Raw genomic sequence first — 12,411 nt, 5'->3', positions numbered from 1 at the left:
CTGATTACTCCACGCTTACGAATATGAATTGCTACATTTTATCCGATTATCTTTTGCTTCGCAATGCGGCATGGGCGCACTCAGCGTTCCAGCCCCCTCTGCCGCCCTAACTGCCACGACACCGACCCGCCCTGCACGATGCCCATAACCTCGCGGCCGAGTTGGCGGTCGATGATCGGCCGCCACGGGACAAGGGTGAACTCATGGGATTTCTCGACCACGGCGAACTTGCCGCTCGATAGATGCACGGTTCCGGTAAACTTGCCGCTGACGCTCTCGCCGTCCGTGGCGGCGCGGAACGGCAGGCCCTTACTCAAAGCCATATCCGATCCGACGCCGGCTACCTCGCGCTCCCGCAGGATGGCGAGAAGGTTGCGCCGGTAGAAGACGCGGCTGTCCCGGCTGCGGGTGGCGTCGCCCTGTTCGATATGGTGCTCGCGGCGCTGGTCCATGGCTTCGCGGACTTGTTGCCCGAAGCCGGTTGGCGCAAGGTCGGCCGTCTCGCCGTGGATCAGCCGCCGGTCCAGCCAGGTCGCGCCGTCCGATCCGATCTGTTTGTTCAGATCGACCGGGGAAAGGACGCGAACGCTGGCCTGACTGTCTCGGCCGGCGTCATGGGCGGCGGCACGGCTGACCAGATCATTGGGGATGCGCCATTGGTCGGCGTCGATCCGCTCGACGATACCGGCCCGGCGTAGCGCCTCCAGCCGGCGCACATGGGCATCGACATAGCCCTCATAGTCGCCGCCTGGAACGCGGCACGTATAGGAAGAATAAACGCCCTTTTCACCCAAGTCCAACAGCTTTGGACCGCAGTTGACTCTTTCGACACCCCTGCGATGCAACCCAATCCGGCTGACGGGGAGCCAGCAACGCTGAAAATTTACCCTCCTCTTTCCCACTAGCGGCTCCTTTTCCGACAACCAGCACGGCGGATCCCTGCCGCGGCGCTGTGAACGCAGCATTTTGATTGGTATCGTTGGCCTTCAGGCTCGTCAGTCAAACAGACCCAGGAGCAGCTCAGCCGGTGGCGCCCGGCTTTCGGGTAACGCCCTGGTCCCGCTGGTTTCGGCTTTGTGCTTCAGGTGATCAAGGATCTGCTTGATCACTATAGGGTCTTCAATGCAGGCGATGACTTTCATGGCGCCGCCGCAGCCGCTGCAGGTCTCGATGTCGATATTGAAAACACGCTTGAGCCGTTGCGCCCATGTCATCGACGCTCGCCGTTGTGCTGGTGTTGCCGGTTCATCAGCCACCCTGACCTTGTTGCCCCTGCCCCGTTTTGCCGGCGTGACCAACGCCCGGTGCCGACTGTTGGGTGCGAACACCCCGTGGAAGCGGGTTAGGTTGACTCTGGGCTTCGGTACCAGGGCGGCCAGCCTTGCAATGAAATCCAATGGTTCGAAAATGACGTGCGTGGTGCCGTCCCGGTACGGCGTCTTGAGCTGGTAGCGCACGTTGCCGCCTCGTGTTAACGACAGCCGCTTCTCGGATACCGCCGGGCGGCTGATGTACCGGCACAGCCGTTCGAGCTTCTTGCGTTCATCGGCCCTGGCCGCCACGCCGGCGTGCAGGCTGGACCCGGCTACCTTGCCAATCCCGTCACCGAACGGATCACCACTGGTCGGCAGAGTTTGCAAAGTGAACACCTTTCGCCCCGCCTGTGAACCGACAGCGATACGGTAAGTGATCGAGTGCCCCAGCAGGGGTGTCATCGGGTCGTCATCCACCGCATCCGAGGCCAGATAGCTGTTTTCGACATCCCGTTCCAGCAGGCCTTGCCGTTCCAGATAGCGACCCACCCGGTGGGCGATGGTGTGCGTCAGCTGGGTGAGCTCTGGGCTGGTCGGCGCCTTGACCCAGCGGAAACGCGCTGAGCCGTGGGATTGCTCGACATACACACCGTCGAGAAACAGCATGTGGAAGTGAACATTCAGATTGAGCGCCGATCCAAAACGCTGGATCAGGGTGACCGCGCCCGTCTTGGCCACTTGGTGGGTATGGCCCGCTTTCTTGACCAGGTGCGTGGCAATGACGCGGTAAACGATGCCCAGCACCCACCCCATGATCTCGGGCCGGCTGGCAAACAGGAAACGCAGCTGAAACGGGAAGCTCAACACCCACTGACGCATGGGTTGTTCAGGCAGTACTTCATCAACCAGCAAGGCGGCACTTTCGGCCATCCGCCGCGCCCCACAGCTCGGGCAGAAACCGCGACGCTTACAGCTGAAAGCGACCAGGTGCTCGGCGTGGCAAGACTCGCAGCGAACCCGTAGAAAGCCATGCTCCAGCCGCCCGCATTGGAGAAATTCTTCAAATTCCCGTTGCACATAGCCCGGCAATTCCTTTCCCTGCTCTGCCATAAGCGCAGCGAATGCCGGGTAATACTCGTCAACGATCTGATAGAGAAGGGTTTGCTCGGGTCGGTGGCTCTGGTAACGACCAGTATCCCGATCCCGGCTGGCCGTCCTGGCCGCCACATGAGGCATGTTCCGCGTCCTTGCAATACTGTGTTTACATACAGTCTATCGCTTAGCGGAAAGTTCTTTTACCCTCAGCCGAAATGCCTGCCGTTGCTAGACATTGCCAGCCAGTGCCCGTCACTCCCACTCGATTGTAAACAAGCACACAAAACCCTTTAGTGACAACAATTTGCAAGAACTATCAGGCTCAGTGCCATGAAAAATACCATGACCAGATCATGAGGTTGAACACGGCTTGCGCCGGCAGCGTTCACGCTCCTGGTCGGCGATCTCGCCCGGCTGCAATGCTAGCTCAGCATCGGTCATGCGCTCCAGCACGTCGCGTAGGCGGATGGTGCAAGGAATGGGCGGCAGCTCGAACTCATAGCCGCCGGCGATCATTTCGGCCGCAATCTCCTCGGTGATGAAAAACGGCTCGTCGTCTTGGTTCGGCTTCTTCATGCCCTTTCCTCCTGGCGCTCATCCTGGCCGACAGCGGCCAGGGCATCGGCTTCCGTCAATGCGTCCTCCACGAACGCGCCGTGCTGCTTCGCTTCGGCCTGGCTGACCTCGGCCCATATCCGTTTCACCTGGGCCGCACTGTACCCGGCCAGCTCGGCGGTCTTGTTGATGCTGTAGCCGGACTTGCGCAGCGCGACAACTTGGGCGCGGCGCTTCGGATCAGCACGGCGGCCCTTGTACCGCCCGGCCTGGCGGGCCAACTCAATGCCTTGGCGCTGGCGTTCGCGCCTGTCCTCGTAGTCGTCGCGGGCCATCTGCAAGGCCAGGCGAAAAAGCATGATCTGCACGGCTTCCAGTACGATCTTGGCGACGCCCTGGGCCTCGGCCGCCAGGTCGGATAGATCGACCACGCCAGGGACGGCCAGGCGTGCGCCTTTGGCCTGTATCGAGGCCACCAGGCGCTCGGCCTCGGGCAAAGGTAGGCGGCTGATGCGGTCGATCTTCTCGGCAATGACCACCTCGCCGGGCTGTAGGTCGCCGATCATGCGCAGCAGCTCAGGCCGGTCGGCGCGTGCGCCGGATGCCTTCTCACGGTAGATGCCGGCGACGTAGTAGCCGGCGGCCTTCGCGGCCGTAGTGATCGCCTCTTGGCGTTCCAAGTCCTGCGCGTCGGTGCTGACGCGCAGATAGACCCGCGCCACCATCGGCGCGGCTACTGGCTTCGTCCTGCGCATACTTGCGGGCTCCTTTGGGCATACGCAAAGTGTCCGGTCATGCTACCCCCGGCCAAAAAGGCCGTCATGCGATTTATCTTGGCCGGGTCGTTATTGGCGGGTCTAAATGGCCGCTCCGTGGATCTCATCGCCAGAAATGGCGATGCGAGATCCAGGGCAGGGCGGCCGCCATCGTCAGACCTGGCGATGGTCGACGCCGGCGCGCATCGTCGGATGTGGCGATGCGAGCTCGAGGTCGGTGGCCACCGCCGGCGACCTGGTGCCATCGTCGGCAATGGCGATGCTGCAGCTCGACGTGCGCGGCCTGGTCGTCTCGGCATCGTCGGATGCGGCGATGCTCGAGCGAGGCGAAAAAAAACCGCCTCGGGGTGTCCGAGGCGGCAAGTCTGCATGCGGTTCAGGGAGGAAGAAACCGCGCCGGCGATCAGGGAGGAAAACCGCGCGGCCTGATGTGCAGCTCGGCCACTTTAGCCGGATTTTTCGACTTATCCGATGCGAGCGGCCCGCCGTGGGCGCTGCTCGATCTGCTGTTGCTTTTTCTCGACGTGCTTCTGCTCCTGGTGCTGCTGCTCGTCGCGCGGCACTGTTGCAAAGTTAGCGATGAGGCAGCCTTTTGTCTTATTCAAAGGCCTTACATTTCAAAAACTCTGCTTACCAGGCGCATTTCGCCCAGGGGATCACCATAATAAAATGCTGAGGCCTGGCCTTTGCGTAGTGCACGCATCACCTCAATACCTTTGATGGTGGCGTAAGCCGTCTTCATGGATTTAAATCCCAGCGTGGCGCCGATTATCCGTTTCAGTTTGCCATGATCGCATTCAATCACGTTGTTCCGGTACTTAATCTGTCGGTGTTCAACGTCAGACGGGCACCGGCCTTCGCGTTTGAGCAGAGCAAGCGCGCGACCATAGGCGGGCGCTTTATCCGTGTTGATGAATCGCGGGATCTGCCACTTCTTCACGTTGTTGAGGATTTTACCCAGAAACCGGTATGCAGCTTTGCTGTTACGACGGGAGGAGAGATAAAAATCGACAGTGCGGCCCCGGCTGTCGACGGCCCGGTACAGATACGCCCAGCGGCCATTGACCTTCACGTAGGTTTCATCCATGTGCCACGGGCAAAGATCGGAAGGGTTACGCCAGTACCAGCGCAGCCGTTTTTCCATTTCAGGCGCATAACGCTGAACCCAGCGGTAAATCGTGGAGTGATCGACATTCACTCCGCGTTCAGCCAGCATCTCCTGCAGCTCACGGTAACTGATGCCGTATTTGCAGTACCAGCGTACGGCCCACAGAATGATGTCACGCTGAAAATGCCGGCCTTTGAATGGGTTCATGTGCAGCTCCATCAGCAAAAGGGGATGATAAGTTTATCACCACCGACTATTTGCAACAGTGCCGTTTGTTCCACAGGCGCAACGTCGCCTTTTCCCTTACCTCTGAAATCAACCGGGTCAGCGTAGTGGCTCCGGGGAGAATAATACGATGTTGCATAAGCCACCCTGTCGCCAGATCGAAAAGCAGGCCAGGACGTTCGTTGCTTATCCAGCTCCGGGTATATAAAAGACGGGTAAGGCGAAATGTCCAGGGCCAGGCAAATTCACGATACTGATAGTGCTGACGTATCAGCGCTGCATGCTCACGGCGGGTATTTTCCCTCTGACCGTATTCTGCAAGAACGGTGATATCACGAATCCCGAGCTGTCTGGCGGTAAAATGCCGGGCACTGTTGCAAAGTTAGCGATGAGGCAGCCTTTTGTCTTATTCAAAGGCCTTACATTTCAAAAACTCTGCTTACCAGGCGCATTTCGCCCAGGGGATCACCATAATAAAATGCTGAGGCCTGGCCTTTGCGTAGTGCACGCATCACCTCAATACCTTTGATGGTGGCGTAAGCCGTCTTCATGGATTTAAATCCCAGCGTGGCGCCGATTATCCGTTTCAGTTTGCCATGATCGCATTCAATCACGTTGTTCCGGTACTTAATCTGTCGGTGTTCAACGTCAGACGGGCACCGGCCTTCGCGTTTGAGCAGAGCAAGCGCGCGACCATAGGCGGGCGCTTTATCCGTGTTGATGAATCGCGGGATCTGCCACTTCTTCACGTTGTTGAGGATTTTACCCAGAAACCGGTATGCAGCTTTGCTGTTACGACGGGAGGAGAGATAAAAATCGACAGTGCGGCCCCGGCTGTCGACGGCCCGGTACAGATACGCCCAGCGGCCATTGACCTTCACGTAGGTTTCATCCATGTGCCACGGGCAAAGATCGGAAGGGTTACGCCAGTACCAGCGCAGCCGTTTTTCCATTTCAGGCGCATAACGCTGAACCCAGCGGTAAATCGTGGAGTGATCGACATTCACTCCGCGTTCAGCCAGCATCTCCTGCAGCTCACGGTAACTGATGCCGTATTTGCAGTACCAGCGTACGGCCCACAGAATGATGTCACGCTGAAAATGCCGGCCTTTGAATGGGTTCATGTGCAGCTCCATCAGCAAAAGGGGATGATAAGTTTATCACCACCGACTATTTGCAACAGTGCCCTGAGACGTGTCGGGTGGCCCAGTTCTCGAAGTGCGTTTGCAGCAGTGTTTAAATCCATAATACCTCCTTTATCTATATTTCCAGAATAATAGAAATATAGCCTGCGTCAATCGTTTCTGCCGTGAGGGGTTCTAGGGATTTTCCGTCCAAATGCGACATTCAGACTGCTAAGTGATTGATTTATTGTGACTGGCTATGTGAAGCGCCAAAAAAGTAATACCCCTCTGGAGGCCGCGGACGGCGTGGCCTCCAGAGCACTTTGTCGTTTTTGGACGGAAAATCCCTAGAACCCCAATGTTCTCGGCCTGGCGTGGCTCGGCCTGATCGGAGCGGGTTTAACCTACTTCCTTTGGTTCCGGGGGATCTCGCGACTCGAACCTACAGTTGTTTCCTTACTGGGCTTTCTCAGCCCGGGGACCGCCGTGTTGCTAGGATGGTTGTTCTTGGATCAGACGCTGAGTGCGCTTCAAATCATCGGCGTCCTGCTCGTGATCGGGAGTATCTGGCTGGGCCAACGTTCCAACCGCACTCCTAGGGCGCGTATAGCTTGCCGGAAGTCGCCTTGACCCGCATGGCATAGGCCTATCGTTTCCACGATCAGCGATCGGCTCGTTGCCCTGCGCCGCTCCAAAGCCCGCGACGCAGCGCCGGCAGGCAGAGCAAGTAGAGGGCAGCGCCTGCAATCCATGCCCACCCGTTCCACGTTGTTATAGAAGCCGCATAGATCGCCGTGAAGAGGAGGGGTCCGACGATCGAGGTCAGGCTGGTGAGCGCCGCCAGTGAGCCTTGCAGCTGCCCCTGACGTTCCTCATCCACCTGCCTGGACAACATTGTTTGCAGCGCCGGCATTCCGATGCCACCCGAAGCAAGCAGGACCATGATCGGGAACGCCATCCATCCCCGTGTCGCGAAGGCAAGCAGGATGTAGCCTGTGCCGTCGGCAATCATTCCGAGCATGAGTGCCCGCCTTTCGCCGAGCCGGGCGGCTACAGGGCCGGTGATCATTGCCTGGGCGAGTGAATGCAGAATGCCAAATGCGGCAAGCGAAATGCCGATCGTGGTCGCGTCCCAGTGAAAGCGATCCTCGCCGAAAATGACCCAAAGCGCGGCCGGCACCTGTCCGACAAGTTGCATGATGAAGAAGACCGCCATCAGGGCGGCGACGACGGTCATGCCCCGGGCCCACCGGAACGAAGCGAGCGGGTTGAGAGCCTCCCGGCGTAACGGCCGGCGTTCGCCTTTGTGCGACTCCGGCAAAAGGAAACAGCCCGTCAGGAAATTGAGGCCGTTCAAGGCTGCCGCGGCGAAGAAGGGGTTGTAAGCCGGAACCGCCGAAATTTCCGTCAACTCCTCTAACCCCCTGCCACAAGGGCATCTAGGTCAATCATCTTGCGGTCACTCTGAAAGATTTAATTCTTTACCAACCCCAACCCCTGCAACGAAGTCGGGATCGTGAGAAACCAATAGCAGAGTGCCTGGGTAGTCCGCCAGGACCTGAGTGAGCAACTGACGCGAGGGGTGATCCAGATGGTTGTCCGGTTCATCGAGCAGCAGCAGGTCGGGCAGTTGCGCCAGTACCATCAGCAGACCCAGTTTTAACCTCTCCCCCCCACTCAGACCATGACAAGGCGTCAGAGCGCGATCGCCGCGCAGGGCTATGCCCGCCAGCCGTGTTCTCGCATCACTCTCGGCCAGTGTCGGAGCCACTGTCAACAGGTTGGCAAGCGGGCTGAGATCCCGCGCAATCAGGCTGAGCCCCTGATCGAGGCAAGCCATCTTGCCATTGATGCGAAAGCTGCCCGTCTCGGGCTCCAGCACCCCGCGCAACATCTGCAGCAGACTCGATTTGCCGCAGCCATTGCGACCGCCGAGCAAACAGCGCTCACCCCGTTGCAGCACCAGATCAACCCGCTGGCCATGCCAGCGCACGTGAGACGCAGCCGTAATCACCAGCGGCTGGGCAGCCCCCTTGCGCTCGATCTCCTCCGGCCACTGCATGATGAGCGGCTGCACCGCCGCCAGCGCGGCTGCTGCCTCGGTGCGGGCCTCCACTTGCGCACTGTGGCCCCGCTCGTGGCGGTCCAGCACTCTGCCAAGGGATTTGCCTGCCTGTTCCGCCTTGAAATCAAGCAGGATTTTGGCTTGGGAGCCGCGCTCACGCCGCCCCTGACTGGCTCGTCTGGCCGCCTGTTCACGCACTTTTTGCAAGCTGCGCGCCGCCGCCTTTTCGCCTCGCACCGCTTGCGCCAAACTGGTGCTGCGGGCAGCCTGTACCTCGGCCTGCTGTGCCAGAAACTCGTCAAACGAGAGGCGGGCACTCTGTAACCCCTGCTCGCTCAGCTCCAGAATCTGACTGGTTTGATTGAGCAGGCGCCGGTCGTGGCTCACCAGCAGGTAACCTCCGCGATGTCTGGCCAGTTGCTGGCTTAGCCAGTCGATGCCAGAGGCATCGAGGTGGTTGTCTGGCTCATCAAGCAACAGAAAGTGAGCAGGCCTCGCAAACAGCGCCAGCAGGCGCAAACGGGTGAGCTGGCCACCGCTCAGGGTGCTGACCGGGACATGGGGATCGAGTCTGAGGCCTGCTTCTGCCAGCAGGTCGGCAAGATCGCTGCGCAGGTTCCAGCGATCAGCCAGCAACTCGAAATCGTCCTGGGCGCAGCTCCCCTGCTCGATGCGCTCAAGGGCCCGTAGCGGCTCGCCCCAGCCGATAAGGTCGGCCACACTGGCTGCGCAGTCATGATCTTGAGCCGGTGCAAACTGGGACAACCAGCTGATGGGGGTCAACCACTCGATCTTGCCAGAATCCGCGCGGCGCTGGCCCGCCAGCAGTTCCAGCAGCAGGCTCTTGCCGATGCCGTTACGGCCGATCAGGGTGCAGCCCGCAGCGGGCAAAGTGAAGGTAAGGGGCACAGTACAGGCGACGAAGGGCAGCTGCAAAGTGTTGATATGACATGCGATATGGGTCATCTGAACTCCTGTAGGCCAATGCGGAAGCCGCAGGCCAAGAGCTAAACCAAATGACAGGGACACGTGTCCACAAGTGGGAAAACAGCAGAGGAATCAGCATCAACCTGTCACGGTGAGACGCACCCGCTCTCCCTGGCGGGAGAAGAATCAAAAGTGGGGTGCGGACAGGTTAAATGCGCATCGGCGAAATACTCTTTACTGATGAAAGTAAAATCATACTTCAGATAGTAAAAAATGCCAAATGTTCCGGTATCACTCACTTGCATGTTGTATCAATAAGTCAAGTGTCAGTCTGGGCTATACCCTAACTTGATGTCAGATGCCATGTGTCATTTTCAGAAGACGACTGCACCAGTTGATTGGGCGTAATGGCTGTTGTGCAGCCAGCTCCTGACAGTTCAATATCAGAAGTGATCTGCACCAATCTCGACTATGCTCAATACTCGTGTGCACCAAAGCGAGGTGAGCATGGCGACGGAGGCTCTGTTGCAAAGATTGGCGGCAGTCAGAGGTAGGCTGTCGCTCTGCGCCGATCAGGCGGCTGCTGCGAAATGGTGGTTGAGCATGCCCATGGCCTCCGTCAGCGCCGAGGGCCCAATGCCAAAAGCTCTCTCCACAAGGCGCACCTCGCCCCTGATGCCGGGCTGCAGGCACCAGGGGCGAGCCTGTCCTTTGCGCAGGGCTCGCATGACTTCGAATCCCTTGATCGTGGCATAGGCCGTGGGGATCGATTTGAAACCGCGCACCGGCTTGATCAGTATCTTGAGCTTTCCGTGATCGGCCTCGATCACGTTATTGAGATACTTCACCTGCCGGTGGGCCGTCTCCCGGTCCAGCTTTCCTTCGCGCTTCAATTCGGTGATCGCTGCACCATAGCTCGGCGCTTTGTCGGTATTGAGCGTGGCAGGCTTTTCCCAGTGCTTCAGGCCTCGCAGGGCCTTGCCCAGGAACCGCTTCGCTGCCTTGGCGCTGCGGGTCGGCGACAGGTAGAAATCGATCGTGTCGCCCCGCTTGTCGACTGCCCGGTACAGGTAGGTCCACTTGCCCCGCACCTTGACGTAGGTTTCATCCAGGCGCCAGCTCGGATCAAAGCCACGCCGCCAGAACCAGCGCAGCCGCTTCTCCATCTCCGGGGCGTAGCACTGGACCCAGCGATAGATCGTCGTATGGTCGACCGAAATGCCGCGTTCCGCCAGCATTTCCTCAAGGTCGCGATAGCTGATCGGATAGCGACAATACCAGCGCACCGCCCACAGGATCACATCACCCTGGAAATGGCGCCACTTGAAATCCGTCATCGTTCCGTCCGTCCAATCTCCGCCAAGCATGCTCAAGCTTCACGATTTTTGCAACAGAGCCCACACGAGTATTGAGCATAGTCGAGATTGGTGCAGATCACTTCTGATATTGAACTGTCAGGAGCTGGCTGCACAACAGCCATTACGCCCAATCAACTGGTGCAGTCGTCTTCTGAAAATGACAATCGTGCCACCGGCTCCAGGTCTTATCGAACAGCTCAGACACATGGTCCAAATGCTGGTCGATCCGTTCGGCCAGTTTTTCGATGGCCTCTTGCTTGAGCTTGTCACTTTCCCTGAACTCGATGTTCAAGGCCCTGGCCACCTGGTTGAGGTTCCGGCCGATAGCTCCAAGCTGCCGGCACGATTCCCGTACGGTGTTCACTTCTTCATCAGTGAGGACCGGCATCCGGTTCAACGACCGCAGTCATTTCTGTACCTAAACAGTCCTGCGAATATGTGAGTTTTGACCTAATGAGCCACAAAAACTCATTTTCGCCCACGATAATTTTTCTACTTCCTTTCTTTGGAATGCTCATTTCAATATTCACATAACGTCGCTATCAATCGCGGAAAAGGCGTAGTGCGCGAAGCGAACGAAGCTTTTTGCCGTCGATTGCATAGCTTTGTTAACCCTTTTTCCAAATTTGATAGCAATAGTTAATGTTTGAAGTAAAGTGTTGCTCAAAAACAACTTCGAAGGTATTTGGAATACTCGGGAAGAAAACATCCCCCTCTGGCTCGATGTCGATCGTCGATAAGTGGAGCGTAGAGGCCATGGGTAATGTTTCTCGGTAAATTTCTCCGCCACCAGACACTATAACGTGACCGGTGAATTCAGCTAGCCTGTCCATGGCCTCTTCGATTGACTGAAATACAACTACATTGTCATCATTTGATGTCCAACCTGAGCGGGTAACGACCGCGTATTTCCTATTGGGGAGTGCGCCCATAGATTCAAACGTCTTGCGACCCACCAGAAGCCACTGATTGTAGGTCAATGCTTTAAAAAGTAGCTGCTCCCCTTTCGCGGACCAGGGTATGTCTGGACCGCAACCAATCACGCCGTTTTTCGCTTTCGCAGCCATCAATGATACTTTCAAGGTTCTCATCCTGGGTTAACGCTTGAGTTAGACATTATTTGCCGACTACCTTGGTGATCTCGCCTTTCACGTAGTGAACAAATTCTTCCAACTGATCTGCGCGCGAGGCCAAGCGATCTTCTTCTTGTCCAAGATAAGCCTGTCTAGCTTCAAGTATGACGGGCTGATACTGGGCCGGCAGGCGCTCCATTGCCCAGTCGGCAGCGACATCCTTCGGCGCGATTTTGCCGGTTACTGCGCTGTACCAAATGCGGGACAACGTAAGCACTACATTTCGCTCATCGCCAGCCCAGTCGGGCGGCGAGTTCCATAGCGTTAAGGTTTCATTTAGCGCCTCAAATAGATCCTGTTCAGGAACCGGATCAAAGAGTTCCTCCGCCGCTGGACCTACCAAGGCAACGCTATGTTCTCTTGCTTTTGTCAGCAAGATAGCCAGATCAATGTCGATCGTGGCTGGCTCGAAGATACCTGCAAGAATGTCATTGCGCTGCCATTCTCCAAATTGCAGTTCGCGCTTAGCTGGATAACGCCACGGAATGATGTCGTCGTGCACAACAATGGTGACTTCTACAGCGCGGAGAATCTCGCTCTCTCCAGGGGAAGCCGAAGTTTCCAAAAGGTCGTTGATCAAAGCTCGCCGCGTTGTTTCATCAAGCCTTACGGTCACCGTAACCAGCAAATCAATATCACTGTGTGGCTTCAGGCCGCCATCCACTGCGGAGCCGTACAAATGTACGGCCAGCAACGTCGGTTCGAGATGGCGCTCGATGACGCCAACTACCTCTGATAGTTGAGTCGATACTTCGGCGATCACCACTTCCCTCATGATGTTTAACGTTTGAC

Annotated in this window: 13 protein-coding genes and 2 pseudogenes; 1 reads left to right on the top strand and 14 read right to left on the bottom strand. The window is 57.7% G+C overall.

The genetic code is table 11. From position 1 onward, the window contains the following. Window positions 1-80 precede the first annotated feature (80 nt). The 8 genes and pseudogenes from FE240_RS15635 to FE240_RS15600 all read right to left on the bottom strand — a co-directional run bounded on the left by FE240_RS15635 (window position 81) and on the right by FE240_RS15600 (window position 6,136). Window positions 81-965 (bottom strand): DUF3363 domain-containing protein, encoded by an 885-nt coding sequence (locus FE240_RS15635; RefSeq protein ID WP_021598067.1) that lies wholly within the window; start codon window positions 963-965, stop codon window positions 81-83. Window positions 966-995: 30 nt separating this feature from the next. Continuing rightward, the gene (locus tag FE240_RS15630; protein WP_001120888.1) at window positions 996-2,489 is read right to left on the bottom strand and encodes an IS91-like element ISCR2 family transposase; all 1,494 of its coding nucleotides are present in this window, start codon (window positions 2,487-2,489) and stop codon (window positions 996-998) included. Between the two features lie 210 nt (window positions 2,490-2,699). Then, on the bottom strand, window positions 2,700-2,924 hold the full coding sequence (locus tag FE240_RS15625; RefSeq protein WP_000743213.1) for a hypothetical protein: 225 nt from the start codon (window positions 2,922-2,924) through the stop codon (window positions 2,700-2,702). Continuing rightward, complete coding sequence (locus FE240_RS15620; protein WP_001366550.1) at window positions 2,921-3,658, bottom strand: recombinase family protein; 738 nt, start codon at window positions 3,656-3,658, stop codon at window positions 2,921-2,923. Before FE240_RS15620 ends, FE240_RS15625 begins: the two co-directional genes overlap by 4 nt. A 485-nt stretch (window positions 3,659-4,143) precedes the next feature. Continuing rightward, window positions 4,144-4,284 (bottom strand): hypothetical protein, encoded by a 141-nt coding sequence (locus FE240_RS15615; RefSeq protein ID WP_001044210.1) that lies wholly within the window; start codon window positions 4,282-4,284, stop codon window positions 4,144-4,146. Window positions 4,285-4,289: 5 nt separating this feature from the next. Further along, a complete protein-coding gene (locus FE240_RS15610) occupies window positions 4,290-4,994 on the bottom strand; it encodes an IS6-like element IS26 family transposase (protein ID WP_001067855.1) in 705 nt (234 codons plus the stop codon). 64 nt (window positions 4,995-5,058) lie between these two features. Further along, window positions 5,059-5,379, bottom strand: a pseudogene (locus FE240_RS15605) (DUF4158 domain-containing protein); the annotation flags it as partial. 52 nt (window positions 5,380-5,431) lie between these two features. Continuing rightward, window positions 5,432-6,136 carry an IS6-like element IS26 family transposase gene (locus FE240_RS15600; protein ID WP_001067855.1) on the bottom strand — a complete coding sequence of 235 codons (705 nt, stop codon included), beginning with the start codon at window positions 6,134-6,136 and terminating at the stop codon, window positions 5,432-5,434. 369 nt (window positions 6,137-6,505) lie between these two features. Here FE240_RS15600 and FE240_RS15595 point away from each other — a divergent pair, with 369 nt between their 5' ends. After that, on the top strand, window positions 6,506-6,766 hold the full coding sequence (locus tag FE240_RS15595) for an EamA family transporter (protein ID WP_425330936.1): 261 nt from the start codon (window positions 6,506-6,508) through the stop codon (window positions 6,764-6,766). A 31-nt stretch (window positions 6,767-6,797) separates the two neighbouring features. Here FE240_RS15595 and FE240_RS15590 read toward each other — a convergent pair. The 6 genes and pseudogenes from FE240_RS15590 to aadA1 all read right to left on the bottom strand — a co-directional run. Beyond that, window positions 6,798-7,514, bottom strand: a pseudogene (locus FE240_RS15590) (MFS transporter); the annotation flags it as partial. Between the two features lie 81 nt (window positions 7,515-7,595). Further along, on the bottom strand, window positions 7,596-9,167 hold the full coding sequence (locus FE240_RS15585; protein WP_094307857.1) for an ATP-binding cassette domain-containing protein: 1,572 nt from the start codon (window positions 9,165-9,167) through the stop codon (window positions 7,596-7,598). Window positions 9,168-9,700: 533 nt separating this feature from the next. Beyond that, window positions 9,701-10,465 (bottom strand): IS6-like element IS6100 family transposase, encoded by a 765-nt coding sequence (locus tag FE240_RS15575; RefSeq protein WP_001389365.1) that lies wholly within the window; start codon window positions 10,463-10,465, stop codon window positions 9,701-9,703. A gap of 142 nt (window positions 10,466-10,607) precedes the next feature. Continuing rightward, on the bottom strand, window positions 10,608-10,874 hold the full coding sequence (gene mobC / locus FE240_RS19070) for a plasmid mobilization relaxosome protein MobC (protein WP_001144737.1): 267 nt from the start codon (window positions 10,872-10,874) through the stop codon (window positions 10,608-10,610). Window positions 10,875-11,094: 220 nt separating this feature from the next. Beyond that, window positions 11,095-11,568, bottom strand: a complete 474-nt coding sequence (gene dfrA14, locus FE240_RS15565; protein WP_004201280.1) for a trimethoprim-resistant dihydrofolate reductase DfrA14 — start codon at window positions 11,566-11,568, stop codon at window positions 11,095-11,097. Between the two features lie 34 nt (window positions 11,569-11,602). Further along, window positions 11,603-12,394 (bottom strand): ANT(3'')-Ia family aminoglycoside nucleotidyltransferase AadA1, encoded by a 792-nt coding sequence (gene aadA1 / locus FE240_RS15560; RefSeq protein WP_001209508.1) that lies wholly within the window; start codon window positions 12,392-12,394, stop codon window positions 11,603-11,605. Between the last annotated feature and the right edge of the window lie 17 nt (window positions 12,395-12,411).

Origin of the sequence: Aeromonas simiae (genome assembly GCF_014892695.1) — a bacterium.
GTDB lineage: Bacteria > Pseudomonadota > Gammaproteobacteria > Enterobacterales > Aeromonadaceae > Aeromonas > Aeromonas simiae.
The sequence above is the reverse complement of the archived record's forward strand: the minus strand, read 5'-3'. Positions and strand labels throughout refer to the sequence as shown.